The 18,878-nt window shown below is 45.7% G+C and carries 17 protein-coding genes and 1 pseudogene (1 of these 18 cut by a window edge); 12 read left to right on the top strand and 6 right to left on the bottom strand.

Annotated features, from left to right (window positions below; genetic code table 11):
- The first annotated feature begins 13 nt into the window (after positions 1-13).
- The 5 genes from P5674_RS07300 (at position 14) to P5674_RS07280 (ending at position 5,340) form a co-directional block, all read left to right on the top strand.
- Positions 14-1,159, top strand: a complete 1,146-nt coding sequence (locus tag P5674_RS07300; RefSeq protein WP_006619345.1) for an ABC transporter ATP-binding protein — start codon at positions 14-16, stop codon at positions 1,157-1,159.
- Positions 1,160-1,247: 88 nt separating this feature from the next.
- Positions 1,248-2,339, top strand: a complete 1,092-nt coding sequence (locus P5674_RS07295; RefSeq protein WP_006619344.1) for an ABC transporter substrate-binding protein — start codon at positions 1,248-1,250, stop codon at positions 2,337-2,339.
- 56 nt (positions 2,340-2,395) lie between these two features.
- Positions 2,396-3,313, top strand: a complete 918-nt coding sequence (locus P5674_RS07290) for an ABC transporter permease (protein WP_006619343.1) — start codon at positions 2,396-2,398, stop codon at positions 3,311-3,313.
- Positions 3,314-3,400: 87 nt separating this feature from the next.
- Positions 3,401-4,243, top strand: coding sequence for an ABC transporter permease (locus tag P5674_RS07285; protein WP_006619342.1), 843 nt, complete (start codon positions 3,401-3,403; stop codon positions 4,241-4,243).
- A 74-nt stretch (positions 4,244-4,317) separates the two neighbouring features.
- A complete protein-coding gene (locus tag P5674_RS07280) occupies positions 4,318-5,340 on the top strand; it encodes a bifunctional riboflavin kinase/FAD synthetase (protein WP_006619341.1) in 1,023 nt (340 codons plus the stop codon).
- A gap of 40 nt (positions 5,341-5,380) precedes the next feature.
- On the opposite strand, the gene P5674_RS07275 is transcribed toward P5674_RS07280, so the two are convergent.
- Positions 5,381-5,845 (bottom strand): helix-turn-helix domain-containing protein, encoded by a 465-nt coding sequence (locus tag P5674_RS07275; protein ID WP_006619340.1) that lies wholly within the window; start codon positions 5,843-5,845, stop codon positions 5,381-5,383.
- A gap of 328 nt (positions 5,846-6,173) precedes the next feature.
- Positions 6,174-6,311, bottom strand: coding sequence for a hypothetical protein (locus P5674_RS07270; protein ID WP_162097044.1), 138 nt, complete (start codon positions 6,309-6,311; stop codon positions 6,174-6,176).
- 46 nt (positions 6,312-6,357) lie between these two features.
- Here P5674_RS07270 and P5674_RS07265 point away from each other — a divergent pair, with 46 nt between their 5' ends.
- The gene (locus P5674_RS07265) at positions 6,358-7,269 is read left to right on the top strand and encodes an AAA family ATPase (protein ID WP_006619339.1); all 912 of its coding nucleotides are present in this window, start codon (positions 6,358-6,360) and stop codon (positions 7,267-7,269) included.
- Between the two features lie 219 nt (positions 7,270-7,488).
- Here the strand turns inward: P5674_RS07265 and P5674_RS07260 are convergent, their stop codons facing one another.
- Positions 7,489-7,881, bottom strand: a complete 393-nt coding sequence (locus tag P5674_RS07260; RefSeq protein ID WP_006619338.1) for an AbrB family transcriptional regulator — start codon at positions 7,879-7,881, stop codon at positions 7,489-7,491.
- A 405-nt stretch (positions 7,882-8,286) separates the two neighbouring features.
- Between P5674_RS07260 and P5674_RS07255 the strand changes: the two genes are divergently transcribed.
- The 4 genes from P5674_RS07255 to fni all read left to right on the top strand — a co-directional run bounded on the left by P5674_RS07255 (position 8,287) and on the right by fni (position 11,499).
- Positions 8,287-8,730 (top strand): Rrf2 family transcriptional regulator, encoded by a 444-nt coding sequence (locus tag P5674_RS07255; RefSeq protein WP_006619337.1) that lies wholly within the window; start codon positions 8,287-8,289, stop codon positions 8,728-8,730.
- Between the two features lie 39 nt (positions 8,731-8,769).
- A complete protein-coding gene (cbiB, locus tag P5674_RS07250) occupies positions 8,770-9,771 on the top strand; it encodes an adenosylcobinamide-phosphate synthase CbiB (RefSeq protein WP_006619336.1) in 1,002 nt (333 codons plus the stop codon).
- 95 nt (positions 9,772-9,866) lie between these two features.
- Positions 9,867-10,400 (top strand): bifunctional pyr operon transcriptional regulator/uracil phosphoribosyltransferase PyrR, encoded by a 534-nt coding sequence (gene pyrR, locus P5674_RS07245; RefSeq protein ID WP_006619335.1) that lies wholly within the window; start codon positions 9,867-9,869, stop codon positions 10,398-10,400.
- A gap of 67 nt (positions 10,401-10,467) precedes the next feature.
- The gene (gene fni / locus P5674_RS07240; protein WP_006619334.1) at positions 10,468-11,499 is read left to right on the top strand and encodes a type 2 isopentenyl-diphosphate Delta-isomerase; all 1,032 of its coding nucleotides are present in this window, start codon (positions 10,468-10,470) and stop codon (positions 11,497-11,499) included.
- Between the two features lie 117 nt (positions 11,500-11,616).
- On the opposite strand, the gene P5674_RS07235 is transcribed toward fni, so the two are convergent.
- The gene (locus P5674_RS07235; RefSeq protein WP_050856788.1) at positions 11,617-13,299 is read right to left on the bottom strand and encodes an ABC transporter substrate-binding protein; all 1,683 of its coding nucleotides are present in this window, start codon (positions 13,297-13,299) and stop codon (positions 11,617-11,619) included.
- 12 nt (positions 13,300-13,311) lie between these two features.
- Entirely contained in the window at positions 13,312-14,439 is a 1,128-nt protein-coding gene (gene cas6, locus P5674_RS07230) for a CRISPR-associated endoribonuclease Cas6 (protein ID WP_014276350.1), read from the bottom strand.
- A gap of 114 nt (positions 14,440-14,553) precedes the next feature.
- Here cas6 and egtD point away from each other — a divergent pair, with 114 nt between their 5' ends.
- On the top strand, positions 14,554-15,600 hold the full coding sequence (gene egtD, locus P5674_RS07225; protein ID WP_014276351.1) for an L-histidine N(alpha)-methyltransferase: 1,047 nt from the start codon (positions 14,554-14,556) through the stop codon (positions 15,598-15,600).
- A gap of 116 nt (positions 15,601-15,716) precedes the next feature.
- Here the strand turns inward: egtD and rpmB are convergent, their stop codons facing one another.
- Positions 15,717-15,953, bottom strand: coding sequence for a 50S ribosomal protein L28 (gene rpmB, locus P5674_RS07220; RefSeq protein ID WP_006619330.1), 237 nt, complete (start codon positions 15,951-15,953; stop codon positions 15,717-15,719).
- A gap of 206 nt (positions 15,954-16,159) precedes the next feature.
- Between rpmB and topA the strand changes: the two are divergent.
- Positions 16,160-18,878 (top strand): annotated as a pseudogene (gene topA / locus P5674_RS07215) (type I DNA topoisomerase); it runs 44 nt beyond the window's last position.

The following is an 18,878-nucleotide window of genomic DNA, read 5'->3' as shown; positions in this document are numbered from 1 at the left end:
CGAAAAGTAAATTATGCTACAAACCGCAGCCCAGAACCCAGGTGCAGTTCACAGCGAGTCAAAATTCGATGTAGAACTCCGTAAAGTATTCAAAGTATTCAACGGCGAAACCGCAGTTAGGGCGGTAGACCTAGAGATAAAGCGGGGAGAATTTTTTAGCATTCTCGGACCGTCTGGCTGTGGTAAAACTACCACACTGCGGTTAATTGCTGGATTTGAAACCCCCTCAGCCGGGGAGATCCTAATTAGGGGTCAGTCAATGAACCAAACCCCAGCCTATCAGCGCCCGGTGAATACAGTTTTCCAGAGTTATGCCCTATTCAATCACATGAATGTCTGGGATAACATCGCCTTTGGGTTGAGATTAAAACGCCTGGGGAAATCGGAAATTGAAGCCAAAGTCCTAGAAGCCCTACAATTGGTAAAGATGGAATCGTTTGCTAACCGTTATCCTAACCAAATGTCAGGGGGACAACAACAGCGGGTAGCCTTAGCGCGGGCTTTAGTAAATCGTCCAGCGGTGCTACTATTAGACGAACCCCTGGGAGCGTTAGATCTGAAATTGCGTAAACAAATGCAGATGGAGTTATCAAATTTGCATCGCAATTTGGGGTTAACCTTTGTGATGGTAACTCACGACCAGGAAGAAGCGATGAGTTTATCCGATCGCATAGCGGTAATGCACGAGGGTCGCATTGAACAAATTGGCAGCCCCAACCAAATTTACCAATATCCCCAGACCCCCTTTGTGGCTGACTTTATTGGAGACACTAACCTATTTAAGGGACAAGTTGAACAAGCCAATCAGGAAGCTATACAAGTATTAACAGACACAGGGTTACAGATTATCGTAGCCATGAACAAGCGATCGCCTCATCAACTACGAGGGGGGGCGAAGGCTGTAGTTAGTATCAGACCGGAAAACATCACCCTACACTCTGAACCCCCAGAGACTCCCGGAAATAGTTTCGCCGGAAAATTAGTCGATCAGATGTATTTAGGTACTCATCTACAGTACATTGTGAAACTGACTACAGGGGAAACCCTAATGGTGCGACAGTCTCAGAGTTTAGGAGAAAACCTAGATTATGATAGGGATATTTATGTGTGTTGGAAACCCACAGATTGTTTAGCCCTACCGGAACCTCAACACCGCTAAAATATTTGTTGTAAAATTATGGTTTTGATGGCAACGGTAAAAAAAAGTGCCCCCAAGGAAATTACACCCGTTTGGGTTTCATAAACGGATGCAGACCCGGCGCGGGTTTCTGCAATCGACTATGGCGGCGGCGATCGCCTCTTCTGCGTCAGGCTGTGGGTGGACTTTAGGCGAAATCAAAACCACCCCCAGCACTCGCTTCTCATCAGATACCCTGTATATATATACTTGGGCTGGATACACCGATCGCGATCTGCTAGAACGCTTTACCCAGGAAACCGGGCTGAGAGTAGTGGCAGATGTATTCGATTCTAATGAGGCTATGTTAGCCCGTATACAGGCGGGAGGAGCTGGAGCATATAGTATCATCTACCCCTCGGAATACATGGTACAGAAGATGGTAGCACTAGGGCTATTAGCTGAATTAGACCATACCTTAATCGTGGGGTTAGAAGATCTATTTCCCAAATTCCAAAATCCCGATTATGACCCCAACTCCACTTATAGCGTCCCTCTGAGTTGGGGAACTACAGGTTTAATTTACAACAGCAGACTATTATCAAGCTCTCCCGAAGACTGGGAAGATTTATGGACCTATCAAGACCAACTCAACCGGAGGCTAACCCTACTTAATGATGTACGGGAAGTGATGGGAGCCAGTTTGCGGCGTTTAGGCTACTCCTACAACAGCACCAATCCTAGGGAGATTAATCAAGCCTATCAGGAATTGGTCAAGCTGCGAGGGGCGATCGCATCTTTTACCACCGATGCTTGGCGACCTCAGATGATTGTAGGAGACTTACTCCTGGCGATGTGCTATTCTTCCGATGCGGCCGAAGTTATGCCCGAAAACGAAGATTTAGAATACATCACCCCCGTTAGTGGTTCTTCCCTGTGGATTGATACCCTGGTAATTCCCAAAAGCGCACCCAACCCAGAAGGTGCTTATCAGTGGATTAATTTTATGCTGCGACCAGACATCGCCACCCAAATTGTCGAACGCCTCAGCTTTGCTACCCCCTCCCTCGTCGCCTATCGCCAACTTCCCCAAGAACTCCGGGAAGACCCAGCCCTATTTCCCCCAGAAAGCGTCATTGCTAACAGCGAAACTGTTTCGCCCCTACCACCAGAGATAACCGCCCTTTTTGATCGGTATTGGACTAGACTCACCAGTGGTTAATGTGAACATCGGGTGCTTTTACAGATTAAACCTTAAAAAAATGCTCAAACTCTATTATGGCTGTATCTACCCCCCCCAAGACCCCTTATGAACCTCCCACCACACCCGCTAAAACTGGCCTCTCTGAGATTTGGTCTAAGTTAGCTGGACCCCTAATTATGCTCGGACCGGCTGGGGTGTGGTTGCTACTATTGCTGGTGTTTCCCACTCTGGTGATTTTTCAACTCAGCTTAGTGGAGAATATTCGCCCTGGGGACGTGGTAATTCCTGATGGTCTGGGTAACTACCTGCGGGTATTTGAAACGATAAATTTGCGAGTAATCGCCAGATCCGTTAACTTTGCGATCGGAACCACAGTTTTTTGTTTGCTGTTAGGGTTTCCCGTCGCTTATTGGATAGCCATTATGGCTCCCCCCAAGTCGCGGAACCTTCTACTATTAGGGTTTGTTCTGCCTCTATGGACATCTTCCTTGCTGCGCTCCTATGCCTGGATTACCATTTTACGACCCACAGGAGTGCTAAACTCATTTCTAGGGTTATTGGGATTACCTACCTTAGCACTACTTAATAGTAGTCCAGCCGTTTTAATTGGCATGACCTATAGCTATTTACCCTATATGGTAACCGTGCTGTATGCCTCCCTTGAAAAACTAGATCGCCGTCTGTTGGAGGCTTCCGCTGATTTAGGAGCTGTGCCCCCCGAAACCTTCTGGAAAATTACAGTTCCCCAAGCTAAAACCGGAATTATCGCCGGCTCACTATTAGTATTTATTAGTTCCCTAGGAGATTTTGTCGATCCAGAACTGTTAGGCGGCGCTTCTAGTATGACCGTATCTCGGCTGATTTACAATCAGTTTTTAGGCGCAACTCAAAACTGGGGTTTTGGTTCAGCCCTAAGTATGGTGCTAATTTTTGGGGTGAGTATAGCGATCGCTCTTTTAATCCGCTACGGTGATGGCAGACCCTCAAAATAAACAGGCGGCGGACTCAGGCGGTTGTATAAAGTTCGACCCTTAGTTGGGGCTCACTCTAGCACCCGTCCTTACCAAACTTAAAATTCCATGCAGGATATTAACAATCACAATCATCAGTCAGACATTCCTCAAGAAATGCAAAAGCCTAAAATTAGATTTCGGGTATCTTGGCAGATCATATTTGTTGGCCTGATGTTCCTGTATATGTATCTGCCTATCTTGGTTCTCACCTTTTATAGCTTTAATGAATCCCGCTATAGTGCAGGATGGCAGGGATTTACCCTACAGTGGTATGTCAAACTTTTTCAGGATACCCGCATCCTTAGCGCTCTCAAAAATAGCCTTACCGTTGGCTTGAGTGCCGTAGCCATATCATCCGTCATTGGAACCCTGATGGCTGTGGGATTATCCAGGTTTCGCTTTCCCGGAAAAGGTATTTATCTGGGCATATCTTACTTGCCTTTAATTGTCCCCGACATTGCGATCGCCGTTTCCACCCTAGTATTTTTGGCAGCCTTAGCCATTCCCCTGAGTTTATCAACTATCATAGGCGCTCATGTAGTCTTCTGTCTCGCCTATGTCGCCCTGGTGGTATCCACTCGCCTAGCTGACCTAGACCCCCACTTAGAAGAAGCTGCACTAGACCTAGGGGCAACACCAGATCAAGCCTTTATCAAAGTCTTGCTACCCCAACTCATGCCCGGTATCATTTCTGGCTGTTTACTGGCTTTTGTCCTGAGTATGGATGATTTTTTGATTGCCAGTTTCACCGCCGGAAGTGGCGCAACTACTCTGCCAATGGAAATTTTTAGCCGCATTAGAACCGGAGTTAAACCCGATATTAACGCCCTCAGCGTAATTTTGATTATAGGTTCCGGGTTGTTAGCATTTGCCGCAGAGTTTCTCAGAAATCAAAATCAGAAGAACTGAAAAATTGTCTTGGTTCCCCTATACGGGGTAAACTGTTTGTCTTGCTGTTCGCCATGAACGTGGCAATTTAACCTGTGTGGATAACATCATCAAAAGATACGGTTCTAACTCCGACTGCTGTTGCCTTGGGGAACTTCGATGGATTTCATCGAGGACATCAACAGGTAGTCCGACCCATTCTCAACCCCAATGAGGTCGCGGTAGATTCCCAGAAGGTAGGGTTTATAAAGACGGATGAGAAAACGCCCCCAGTAGCTATTTCTGGCTATGGAACAGTGGTGACTTTTAATCCTCACCCCCAGGAATTTTTTACGGGTCAAACTAAAAAACTGTTAACTCCCTTACCCGAAAAAATTGACATTCTACGGAGGTTTGGGGTTCAGCAGTTGGTGCTTTTGCCTTTTGACAAAGATTTGGCTAGTCTCACCCCAGCTCAGTTCGTTGAGCAGATTTTGGTGGAGTATTTACAAGCTACTCGCGTGAGTGTCGGTTTTGATTTTCGCTTCGGTCGCCATCGCATGGGTAGTACCGAGGATTTAAAGGCGATCGCCTCTCAGTATGGTATTGATGTCGAAATAGTTTCTCGCTTTAAGAGTGCTTATGGCGATCGCATCAGTAGTTCCATCATCCGAGAATCCCTCACAGAAGGTCATCTTAACCGTGCTAATCAACTATTAGGACGTGCTTATACCCTCGTCGGTCAAGTGGTACAGGGTCAACAATTAGGCCGGACTCTGGGATTTCCTACAGCTAATTTACAACTGCCACCAGACAAGTTTTTACCCCAATACGGTGTTTATGCAGTCCTGGTTACGGGATTTGCTTTCGGGGAACAAACAACTATTGCCCCTCAGTTAGGAGTGATGAATATTGGTTGTCGTCCTACTGTAGCTGGAGACAATCCTACCGTTGAGGTTCATCTATTAGATTGGCATGGGGATTTATATGGTCAGAGTTTGACTGTCAGTTTAGAGGGGTTTTTGCGACCAGAACAAAAATTTGCATCCCTTGAACAACTCAAGGCCCAAATTCAAAGGGATTGTACCCACGCGCGAACCTATCTCCAGGCTAGGAAAAATCTACCCCTACTGGATTAATCTAGTTGCCTGACTAATGTTGATTTTTAACTATTCTATTTTATCGGGCTATAGTTCTCGTCGGGAATAAAGTTTCAATCCACACCTGCGCCCCAGAACATAGCTTTTGGAAAGGTTGATATAGTAGGCGGCAGGGTCCATCAATTATTATTTCCGAAGAATACAAGGTTTTATTGCCTTTGTTCAAAATAATTGGTGGGTTTAGCAATTTTTGGATGTCGCCTATCTTTCCTTGGGTTTCCCTGAGTATGCGGTTGTTGTTACCAATGACTTTCTTGTTGATGTGAATATACGTGGGCTTATTCTTAGGACGGCTACATTCCCAGGTAGGCTTCGGACCCCGCCCCCCAGGTGTGATTTCAGGCATTTCGCCAGTTAGGGGAATCACCCACATCCTGCCAATTCGGTAAGCTCCGGGAATTCTACCACTATACAAAAGCTGCCTAACTCTGGTGGTGCTTACACCCATCATTTTTGCGGCTTGAGAAGTACCTATGAACATCATCGGCAAAAACTATTACGATAGTATAAGAGAAATTATAGCAGATGATCTCTGGTTGGTCGAAACTGCTGTCTGGTGAGGTCTGGGAATTCTTGGTGGGCAAGAATTGGCGGGCTCAAGAGCGATCGCCCTTCAGTCAAACATTGGCATCTTCCGCTTTCGCGCTCTATGGCCAGTGATTAGTTCTACACCCAACACAATCAATATTTAGATGGGCAGGGGGGCGGCGGGGTGTTTCGGTGGCAGACGTTGAGAATAATTACACCTGATAAATCCCCCCTAATTGTAGTTGACAGATGGGAAAAAATAGCTCTCCGAACTCGAACACAACTCAGGTTAATGGGGATATAAAAGCGATCGCTTCCCTGGCGCGAGCAGCCATCAGAAATCGTGGCGGAAAGCGGCTCTGAGTAGATGGTGTTAGAAAATATCTGTACAGATAGTCTGCGGGTAGCTGTGCAACGGTCAAAATGCTGTATCCTCTCACTCAGAGGGTTGAATCACCGGAGAATTGAATGAGAGAACGTATTGAACGATTAAAGCAAAATTTAGGTCGGACTATAGTTGGTAAAGAAGAGTCAATTCGCCTAACCTTGGTGGCGCTGCTGGCGGGGGGTCATGTGCTTTTGGAAGATGTACCGGGAGTAGGTAAAACTTTACTGGCTAAATCCTTGGCTCGTTCTATTGATGGGGTTTTCCAGAGGATTCAATGTACACCGGATTTATTACCAACCGATATTACTGGTACTAATATTTGGAATCCTAGCAGTGGTGAGTTTGAATTTTTGCCGGGGCCAGTATTTGCTAATATTTTGCTTACCGATGAAATTAACCGAGCTACACCCCGCACTCAGTCGGCTTTGTTGGAGGTCATGGAGGAAAGACAGGTGACCATTGATCGGGTATCGCGCATGGTTCCCATGCCTTTTTTTGTGATTGCGACTCAGAACCCCATTGAGTATCAGGGAACTTTTCCTCTCCCAGAAGCGCAAATGGATCGGTTTATGTTGTCTTTAACTTTGGGATATCCTAGTGAACTCGAAGAGTTGCAAATGTTGCGACGCTTGAGTGAGGGAGTACAGGTTGATGAACTTAAACCCTGTCTCAGTTTACAGGATATTCTGACTCTGCAAAAAGAATGTCAGCGAGTCCAGTTGGATGGGTCTTTACAGCAGTATATTCTTAATTTGGTTCGCGCTACACGGGAGCATGAGGATATTATGTTGGGCGTGAGTCCTAGGGGGGCGATCGCTCTTCATCGTACTACCCAGGCGATCGCTTTTTTGTCGGGACGAGATTACGCAGTTCCTGATGATATTAAATTATTGGCTCCCCATGTCCTTTCACATCGCTTGATTACTGCTGGTGGTCGCCGTTCTAAGACGGTTATTGAAGCCTTACTGCAATCTGTACCTATTCCATCCTAGGCTGGTACTACTATTAATTAATCCCCGGCTCAACATATATTAGGACGGAGCAAAATATACCCCTCTGCCTTCTATGGCTTTGAGGGGTTTTGCTGTGCTTCTCTGATGCTAACGATAGGTATGCGATCGCATTTTAATCACTGAGAAAACCTAGTTTCTCATCATCATACAAGTATGAAGGCGAGACAATATGCTACTTTCACCATTGCATCAACTTAGCTAATCTTCCGAGCCTACCTGTTTCAGATAAATGTGCTTACGTCCCAGAATAATCTCAAATTCATCTCCCGGTTGCAGATCCATTTGCTTCGTATAGGCTGACCCAATCAACAGGTTGTTATTAGATTGAACCGTAATTCTATAACTTGCAGAACGTCCCCCACGTCCATTACCTTCTGATTTACCATCTAGTTCGATTCCTTCAGCGTCTATTAAGGCGTTAAGGAATTTCATCATATTAACTCGCTCTATACCGCCTTTTGTTAAGGTATAGTATCCGCATTCTCTGGCTTTCTCTTCTTTGTTCATGTGGCCGAGATTTCGGACTTTTTCTAAAAGTGCTTGACCAGTTAGCGGTTGTGCTTGAGTGTCGGAATTGTTCTTCTTAGCCATGATGTCTTCCCTTGCATATTCGAGATGATGTCATCACCCCAGTTATGGTTATCTCTCGGACAACCATAACTGTTCACGATGACCTGGTACCTGGATACTATCTTACACTAAGAGCGCAGAATTATTCATCTCCATCATTAACATTTTTAACGGATGTAATCATCCTATAGCTGATTATTCTGTAAAGGCTTACCTGTTTGTGGTTTCCCTAATCTATTACTGTCGGTAGTTGAGGTCAAACTCAGTTAGAATCTAGGAAGGATGGATCAAATGATGTTAATCAATGATGTATCCGTAAATTCCACTAGATAGATAAGGATGAGTAATCTGGGTTAAGGTGGGTAGCAACGGCTGAGACTAGAGATCAAATAACTACAAAAATTACTGTTAATTTGAAAGGGATTAATGAAGTTAACTACTCGCGGACATTATAGTGTTAAAGCATTGTTAGATTTAGCCATGCTGGGCAGCAGTGGTCCCGTGTCGGTACGAGCGATCGCCTCTCGGCAAAATATTCCAGCTCCCTATTTAGAAAAGTTACTAATTGAGATGCGGCGCAGGGGGTTAGTAATTTCCGTAAGAGGCTCTCAGGGGGGATATAAGTTGGCATATCCACCTGCTCAAATTTCTCTGGGGCAAATTCTGGAAGCCGTTGGTGAGACCATAGAACCTTTATCTAACCATCAACCTGATGCTGAACAAATAGAGGATTGGGTAACATTTACTCTCTGGAATCGTCTCCATGAAAAATTAAAGGAGGCTCTGTATAGCATCTCCCTAGAAGACCTTTATTATGATGCCCTCAGTTGGCAGGCGGCTCAGGGAGAGTCCGCTAGTTTTGTGGTTTAATTATATGCTGGCGGTTAAGGATTACATGGCAGTTAAGAAATGAGCGATTTCCAGACAATAGTAATTTTGGCAATAGCGGCGGGCTTGGATTATGCTATCGGTGATCCGTGGAATTGGCTGCATCCAGTTCAAGTTATGGGTTGGGTGATTACCAAATTGACTCAACCAGTTCTGAGATATTTCAAGAGTCCTTTATCTCAAAAGCTGGCGGGAATTTTGGTGGGGTTGATTTTGGTGATTGGTAGTGGATTGGTCAGTTGGCTGATGGTGGCAGCAGTTAAAGTCTGGTCAGAGCAATTACCCTTTCATGGTATTATCTTTGTAGGCTTACAAAGTATTCTTTTAGCTAGTTGCTTTGCTGCTCGGAGTTTGCGAGCGGCCGCTGAGGATGTACAAGAGCCTCTGCAACGGGGGGATTTGCCAACAAGCCGCCAGCGATTAAGTCAGTATGTGGGTCGAGATACGGAACATTTATCGAAACCTGAAATTGAGCGGGCTATTGTGGAAACTATTACCGAAAATGCGATCGATGGTATGATGGCTCCCCTATTCTATGGGATTATTGGTTTGCTGATACCAGCAGTGGGAAGTGTTCCTCTGGCTTGGGCTTATAAAGCTGCCAGCACCCTGGATTCAATGATTGGTTATCGTGAAGCACCTTATACTCATATAGGATGGTTTAGTGCTAAATTAGAGGATGTTCTGACTTGGCTTCCTTGCCGTCTCAGTGTAATTACGGTTGCTCTATTGTCGGGTCAACCTAGACGGGTTTGGCAGATATGTCGCCGAGATGCTATTAATGATCCTAGCCCTAATGCGGGTTGGAGTGAATGCGCCTATGCGGTGGCTTTGGGGGTACAATTGGGGGGAGTGAATCAATACCGAGGAAAAGTTAAACATAAACCTACTTTAGGAGATCCTATTGACCCGATTACGTCAGAAACTATTGAGGGGGCGCTGGCTATCACCCGCAACTCAATTTTTATATGGTTAGGCGCGACTTTTATTATATTTATAATTAGGTCAATATTTTGGCAATAAAAATAAGGCGTTATTTAGCCAATAATGTCGGCAGTAAATATAGATATTTGGCAGATATCTAAACCAGTAATTTTGTGAAGCAATCAACTTGAATCATGAGTAAAATTGTCGAAATCCTATCGGCTGAAGAAATGCGGCGAACTTTGAACCGTTTAGCATCCCAAATTGTGGAAAGTGGGGGAGATTTATCTAACCTGGTATTATTGGGAATATATACGCGGGGGGTTCCGCTGTCGGAAAGGTTAGGGAACCAAATTAACTTGCTGGAACAGTTGACGGTTCCTCGTGGCGCTTTGGATATTACTTTCTATCGGGATGATTTAGATAAGGTGGGGATGCGAACTCCGGCACAAACTAAAATTCCTTTTGACTTGACAGGTAAAAAAGTGGTTTTGGTGGATGATGTGATTTATAGTGGACGTACTATTAGGGCGGCTTTGAATGCGGTAATTGAATATGGAAGACCGGAGACTATCCAATTGGCGGTTTTAGTCGATCGCGGTCATAGACAACTACCCATTCAAGCGGATTTTATTGGCAAAGAACTCCCGACGGCTAGAGATGAAGAGGTGCGAGTATATCTGGAGGAGGTAGATGGATACGATCGCATAGAATTAAAGTCCGAATAATCAGAATAAGTTAAAGGTATCCATCACCGCTGTCTGGAATTAATTATCAATTGGGAACTGTATAAAAATGGAATTTTCCACGGAAAGCCGCAAGGCTGATCATCTGCGAATTTGTTTAGAGTCTGATGTACAATTTCGCCAAAAAACCAATGGTTTCGATCGCTATCGGTTTACCCATTGCTGTCTACCGGAAATTAATCTTGGGGAGGTAGAGGTCTCTACAGAGTTTCTGGGTAAGTCCCTGGCTGCGCCGTTGTTAATTTCCTCGATGACTGGTGGCACAGAACAGGCTAAACTAATTAACACCCGCCTAGCTAGGGCGGCTGCCAGACATCAAATTGCTATGGGGGTGGGTTCCCAAAGGGTGGCGGTGGAAAAGCCAGAATTAGCCCCTACTTTCGCAGTGCGATCGCTCGCTCCTGATATTGTACTATTTGCTAATTTGGGCGCAGTTCAACTAAACTATAGCTATGGCTTAGAGCAATGTCAGCGGGTAATTGATATTCTGGAAGCCGATGCCCTAATTTTGCATCTCAATCCTCTCCAGGAGTGCATTCAAACGGAAGGCGATACTAATTTCCGAGGACTACTTGACAAAATTGCCGATTTATGCTACAAGCTGCCAGTTCCGGTGATTGCCAAAGAAGTCGGTAACGGCATATCGGCTGCTATGGCTAAAAAGCTGATAGATGCGGGAGTAGCTGCCATTGATGTGGCTGGTGCGGGCGGTACGTCTTGGGCGAGAATAGAAGGACAGAGGGCTACAGATCCTCGTCAGCGACGCTTGGGGGAAACTTTCGCTGATTGGGGTTTACCGACGGCTGAGTGTATCACTGAGGTTAGGGCAGATTCTCCTGATATTCCTTTGATTGCTTCTGGGGGACTCCGCAATGGTTTAGATGTGGCTTATGCGATCGCTTTAGGTGCTGATTTAGCCGGTTTAGCGTGGCCTTTTTTACAGGCGGCGGCTGAGTCAGAGGCTGCTGTTGATAGCTTGGTAGAGATTCTGATAGCCGAAATATCCACGGTGCTATTTTGCACGGGAAGTAGAACCATGAAGGATCTTCAGCGACCACAAGTTTTGAGAGCCATATATTGACCACAGAAACACTCGCCGCCTACTAGGTAGGGGAGGGTTTGGGTAATAGGGGTTTGTTGGTAAACCGGGGGCAAAAAAACAGGACAGTAGGGCATAGCCCCCTGTCCCATCTATGAGTTATTGGGGAGTGAATTTAGCCAAAGGCCAGAAAGGGAACTGTTGATTAGCCTGGAGGTTAACGCCTTGAATGTTGTTTTGGGCGAAAACATGGATTTTGTCTTGCCACAGGGGAATAAAAGGCACATCCTCAGCCAGAATTTGTTGAATTTCCTGAAAGATAGCTTGGCGAGTCTCAGGGTTAGCCTCAGTGCGCTGTTGACGAATTAACTGATTCATGCGATCGCTATAGTAGAAAGACCCATGATATTGACTAGCACCTTCGACGCATCCAGTTTGGGGGGAACCATTAGCACAATCAAGAAAGGGGTGTATATAGTTATCAGGGTCCAAGAAATCGGCATACCAATCCAGAATAAAAGTCGGATAAATTCCCTTATCCAAATTTTGAAAAGCGGTAGTTGTATCGACACTTTGAGGTTGTAACTGTAAAATACCCCCCAAATTATTATCAGATAAAGCCTTGAGAGTAGCCGCCAACTCTTGACGTTTCTGGGAGTTCGCGCCATACCAAAGTTCAACCACAGCGGGGTTTTCGGGAGTAAATCCCGCCTCTGTTAACAGTTGTTTAGCCTTCTCAAAATTAGCATCTCCGTAGGCTTCCTTAAATACGGGAAGGTGACTTTCAAAAGTAGTAGGAATGAGACTATAAAGAGGTTCGGCTTGTCCTCGGAGAACCCTTTCATTAATTAAATTTCTATCGACTAAAGAGGCGATCGCCTGTCGAACTTCCACCCGGTCTAAGGGTTCGCTGTTCACATTTAATACTATGTAATTAATAGTATTTCCATCAGCACTAATTGCTTGCCATCTTCCCTGTTCTGCACCTTCTAATAAATTGGCAATTTGGTCAGGCTCAAGGGATATATAAGCGACATCGACAGCATTAGTGCGGAAAGCATTAAACAAATTAGCAGGACTAGAAAAACGTTGTAAATCCACACCTTGATTAGCTGGTTTATCCCCCCAATATTGGTCAAAAGGATGGAGGCGAATCAGATCAACAGCATATTCTGTTAAAACATAAGGTCCGGTTCCGACAAAAGAATTAGGCTTAAATTTACCCGCCCCAATTTCATAAGCACTAGGGGAAACCGCACAAGCTCCCGAAAATGCTAATAGGGAGGGGAAAGCGGCAAAGGGACGCTTGAGTTTAATAGTTAATTCATATTCACCGGTGGTGGTAATATCCTCAACAATATCGGAGAGTAAAGAGGAAGGGGGTCCGCCGTTTTCAATAAACCGGCGCAGGGAAAAAGCCATCGCCTCAGCATTAAAAGGCGTGTCATCATGGAAAAGCACCCCCTGGCGTAGGGGTATAGTATAGGTTAGCCTATCGTCGCTAATGGTAGGAAAATCGGTAGCTAGTTGAGGCTTGAGTTGGGTAGTTCCCACTTCATAGGCGTAGAGGCGATCGCCTAAATTATACAGAAGATTGCCAGAAATAACCTCATAAGCATCGGCTGGATCGATAGTGCGGAGGGTTTGGGTAGTACCAATAATAATCCGTTCGTCGCCGTTGCTAGACCCTGGGGTAGTAGTGGTTTGATTATTGGGTTGAGCGCAACTGATAATGAGGAAGCTAACCAAGCCAAACAGTCCTAAAAATTGCCATAGGACTCGGAACCGCCGCCGACTACCCCTAACCAAGTTAGATAACAGCATCTGGTATTTTGTGTGCATCTGATGAATGTTTTAATTTAAGGCGCGCCGTGCTAGTTTAGCATAGGTTTTTACTGTCTGATATGGCATTTCTAAATCAGTAGCGATCGCCACTAGAGATTCTCCCAACTCCCGACGCGCCAGAATAGTCGCCCAGGTTTCGGCTATGTCGGTGGCGCGGTTTCCCCCGGTGCGCTGTCTTTGGGAACGGAAAATGTCGGTTAATTCCAGAATGCGATCGGCTAGTATTTGTTGAATAGTAGACACATTCTGGATATCGTCTACTAACCAGCCTAAGCGGGTTTGTCCTAAGCCAAAGGGGGTTTTATGTCCCGTTCCACAGTAGGGGGCGAGTTGTCCTAGGGCGTAAAATAGCTGTTGCTGCTGTTGGATATTTCCAGAAAACTGGGTTTTGCTTTTCTGGGATCTGGCTAATTCAATGGCTCCGGTGAACCCGGTTACCATTCCCCGTTTTCCGGCGGCGACTTTGACGGACTGTAGATAATGACGTTGGAGGATGACAAACTCATCGACCCATTCTAAAAATAGGTCGCGATCGCATTTAATCTCCGAAAAATCATGCCATCGCCGCAGGTAGCTATGAAATAGGTTAACTGGAATTGGTAGGGGGAGATGATGTCCTTTGTGACGAAAACTGGTGGGAGAGAGAAAACTTAATTTCAGGTTAGAGGTTTTGGGAGACTGCTGTTCCCACAGTTGCTGATAGGTCTTGGCTTCCAGGAAGACTTTACAGGAATTGATGGTTAGGGGGGCGTTTCTGAGTTCAATGCGGGGGGGTAGGTTTTGGGTCCATTTCCCTAGCCACTGAACTACTGGACGAGATAACCCGGTGACATACCAACGGTAGAGGCGATCGCCTTGTAGTTGCAGATTTTTTCCAGAGGTGATTAGGGAACCGGACAACCCTGAAATGGTAAAGGGTTTTTCCGATTGTCCATCATGGAGATATTGGGAAAGTTCTGGGTTAGTGTTACGCACTTGGTCGAGAAACCAGGCGTGTAGACCAATGGTATATTGAGGGTAAAGGATATGATTGTCGGTGGGTGTGAGTTCAAATTCTAAACCTACCAATTCGCTTTCGGTAGACCAATGGGAATTTACCGAGGGATGCTCACGGTTACGTTTATTGGGGTAAGCCATAACAGTTGATGGTTTTTGAGTTCGGTTAACATAACCTTTTGTTGACAATGGTATGGGACAATACATAATGGCAGCAGTTTTTTTGATGCCATTGCTGTGTATACTTTAGCCATAATGTATATCTCCCACCCCCAGACTACTACAGAAACGAGCGATCGCTCCCTACTCCAGCAACGAATCAGGATTGAATCTCTAGTTAATGCAAATCAGACCCCAGCCAATGAACCCGCCACGGGTTATGATATAATCGAGAGTCTAGCAACCCCCTACCAGCCGAAAACTCTGTCCCCTAAGTATTTTTATGATGATCAGGGTTCTCTATTGTTTGAAAAAATATGCGAATTACCCGAATATTATCCGACCCGCACAGAAACGGCTATTTTAAGGGATTTTGCGTCGGAAATTGCCACTTTAACTGGTCCGACGGAATTGGTAGAGTTAGGGAGTGGTAGTTCTACTAAAACTCGGATTTTATTAGATGCTTACCAAAGTTTAGGCTATCCTCTGCGTTATCTTCCCATTGATATTAGTGGCGGTATTTTGGAAAATAGCGCCTATCAATTATTAGAAGATTATCCATCTTTACAAGTTCATGGAATTGTAGCCACCTATGAACAGGCTTTAGCAAAATTAGAACCCGCACCCCTTCCCAGTCGGATGATTTGCTTTCTGGGTAGCACCTTGGGAAATTTAACCCCCACTGAGTGCGATCGCTTTTTTGCACAAATTACAGCCGCTTTATTACCGGGGGAATATTTCCTATTAGGAGTTGATTTACATAAACCCACCGATATTGTAGAAGCCGCTTATAATGACAGTCAGGGGGTAACGGCTGCTTTTAATTTAAATATGCTGTCACATTTAAACCATCGTTTTGATGGTGATTTTGATATCAAAAACTTTGAACATTGGGCTTTTTATAACCTAGAAGAACATCAAATTGAGATGCACCTACGCAGTCTCTGTCAGCAAACTGTACGCCTAAAAAGTTTAAACTTGACCGTCAATTTTAGCGCCCAGGAAACAGTCCGCACCGAAATCTCCCGCAAATTTGAACTAGAAAATATGCAGAATTATCTTAACCAGCAAGGTTTACAACCCGTCAAGACTTGGACTGATAGTAACAATTGGTTTGGTCTAATTCTGGCTAAATTGACTTAGGTAGGATAGGAAGTATGTCTGGGACAATTAATTAATTATCCCAGACCTCTCGCCCTCTCCCAGAAGGAGAGGGAGTTCCATGATCAATAGATATGGGTGGTATATGGCTGGAAAAGTTAAAATTTATTGAGATCGATGCCAGCCTCTTTAGCCATAGCTTGTAACCCTTTCTTCTCAATAGTTTTAATAGCCTTAGTGGAAAGTCTCAGACGTACCCAGCGCTTACCTTGGGGCCACCATATCCGTTTCCACTGCAAATTGGCTTGTTGTAGTTTATGGCTACGACGGTGGGAGTGAGAGACAGCCATTCCGTTATTAGCCCGTTTTCCTGTAAGCTGACAGACACGAGACATAGTACCCTCCAGTTGAAAATTAAACGCAAACCCTTATTATAAGCGATCGGGGGCTAAATAAAGTGAGATAGTTGGAAATGTTGGGTTAGGCTAGAGAGTGCTGGTGTTGCCTAAACAGTCCGACAAGAGAAAAAGAGAAATTATGGTCTCCCCCGAACCAGGGCTAGACCCCCAAGTCCAGTTTGCTGCTATACGAAAAAGCTGCTATGTCAACTTTAGTTATCGTTGAATCACCGACCAAAGCCCGGACTATTCGTAACTTCTTACCGAAAGACTATCAGGTAGAAGCCTCAATGGGCCATATCCGAGATTTACCACCCTCTGCTGATGAAATTCCCGAAGAGTACAAGGGGAAAACATGGGCAGGGCTAGGGGTAAACGTGGAAGGGAATTTTGAGCCTATTTATGTAATCCCCAAAGATAAGCAGAAAGTGGTCAAAGAACTCAAGAAAGCGCTCAAACAAGCGACAGAATTAGTTCTAGCGACCGACGAAGACCGAGAAGGGGAAAGTATTAGCTGGCACTTGTTGCAGGTGCTAAAACCGAAAATTCCCACCCGGCGTATGGTGTTCCATGAAATTACCTCCGAAGCCATACTCCAAGCCCTACAACATTGCCGAGACTTAGATGAACAACTGGTTCACGCCCAAGAAACCCGGCGGATACTCGATCGCCTCTATGGTTATACCCTGTCACCACTGCTGTGGAAAAAAATCGCCAGAGGCTTGTCAGCAGGTCGGGTGCAGTCTGTAGCCGTAAGATTGATAGTAAACCGAGAGAGGGAGCGTCGCGCCTTCCGACAGGGGGGATATTGGGATCTCAAAGCCTTGCTCGAACAAGGTAAAACCGAGTTTGAGGCGAAACTAATTACCCTGAATGGGGTAAAGGTAGCCACAGGTAGCGACTTCGACGAAAGCACTGGTCAAATCGCCCAGGGGCGTAATGTAGTCCTACTAGACTCAGACCAAGCCCAAGCCCTCAAGGAGAGACTGAGGGAGAAACTCTGGTCTGTGAGGAATATTGACGAACGCTCAGTTACTCGCAAACCCGCGCCGCCATTTACCACATCGACTCTCCAACAGGAGGCTAACCGGAAACTCAGACTTAGCGCCCGCCAGACTATGCAGGTGGCTCAGGGACTCTATGAGCGGGGTTATATTACCTATATGCGGACTGACTCTGTGCATTTATCAGAGCAAGCCATAGTAGCTGCTAGAAACTGCGTTGAGCAGAAATATGGCAAAGAGTACCTGAGTCCGAAACCGCGCCAGTACACGACCAAAAGTAAGGGGGCTCAAGAAGCCCACGAAGCTATCCGCCCGGCTGGAAATTATTTCCGTACTCCCCAGGAAACTGAGTTAAGTGGTAATGACTTGAAACTGTATGACTTAATTTGGAAGCGGACGGTTGCTTCTCAGATGGCTGACTCTCGCCAAACTAATATCTCTGTTGACTTACAGGTGGAAGATGCGGGTTTTCGGGCGACCGGGAAACGTATTGATTTCCCTGGGTTTTTGCGGGCTTATGTAGAGGGGTCTGATGATCCTGATGCGGCTTTGGAAAATCAAGAGCTACCTCTACCACCTTTAAAAGTGGGTCAGCATCCTGATTGTAAGGATTTGGAGGCGATCGGACATGAAACCCAACCTCCGGCGCGCTTTACAGAAGCATCTTTGGTTAAAACTCTGGAAAGTGAGGGGGTAGGTCGTCCGAGTACCTACGCGAGTGTGATTGGTACGATTATCGATCGCGGTTATGCTCAAATTAAGGGTAATGCTCTGATTCCTACTTTTACGGCTTTTGCGGTTAATAGCCTGCTGGAAAAACATTTTCCCGATTTGGTGGATATCGGTTTCACCGCTCGCATGGAGAATACTCTTGATGAGATAGCCACTGGACAGGCAGACCAGTTACCTTATCTGCAAAAGTTCTATTCCGGTGACGGGGGGCTGGAAAATCAGGTTAAGGAACAGGAAAGCCAAATTGATGCTAAGGTAGCCCGCACTATTGAATTGGAAAATTTGGGTGATGCTACTGATGGCATGACTTACCGTTTGTGTTTGGGTCGCTTTGGGCCTTATATCGAGGCACAGAAGGATGAGGAGATTATTACTGCTTCTATTCCTCAAGACCTGACTCCTGCTGACCTGACTCCTGAGTTAATTCAGGAGTTGATTGGACAAAAGACGGAGGGACCGGAAAAGCTGGGAGTCCATCCCGAAGCAGGAGAACCGATTTTTATGTTAATTGGTCCCTATGGTCCCTATGTGCAGTTGGGGGAAGAGTCGGAAACTAATAAGAAGCCGAAACGGGTTTCTCTTCCCAAGGGGCTGGAAAAGGATGCTGTGACTTTGGATGTGGCGGTGTCGCTTTTGTCTTTACCTCGCCTTTTGGGACTGCATCCCGAAACGGGGGCTAAGGTTAAGGCTGCTATTGGTCGCTTTGGTCCTTATGTGGTTCATGAAAGTAAGGAGGCTAAGGATTATCGCTCTATTAAGGCTCCTGATGATGTGTTGACTATTACTTTTGAGCGGGCTTTGGAACTTCTGGCTCAACCTAAGGTGGGACGCAGGGGAACTAAAAAAACTCTTACTCCCCTGCGAGAGTTGGGAGAACACCCGGAAGATGGAGAACCTCTCAATATCTATGATGGTCGCTATGGTCCCTATATTAAGCATGGCAAAATTAATGCTTCTTTGCCTAAAGACCAGGCGATCGAAACTTTTACCCTGGAACAGGCTTTGGAACTATTAAAGGCTAAGGCGGCTTCTGGCTCCAAGTCCAAGTCGAAGTCGAAGTCTACTAGCAGTACCACTGCCAAAAAGTCCACGACTGCCAAAAAGTCCACGACTGCCAAAAAGTCCACGACCGCCAAAAAGTCCACGACCGCCAAAAAGTCCACGACCGCCAAAAAGTCCACGACCG

It is taken from the genome of Limnospira sp. PMC 289.06 (assembly GCF_032350395.1).
Taxonomy (GTDB): domain Bacteria; phylum Cyanobacteriota; class Cyanobacteriia; order Cyanobacteriales; family Microcoleaceae; genus Limnospira; species Limnospira platensis.
This window is presented reverse-complemented; position numbering and strand designations above follow the sequence as displayed.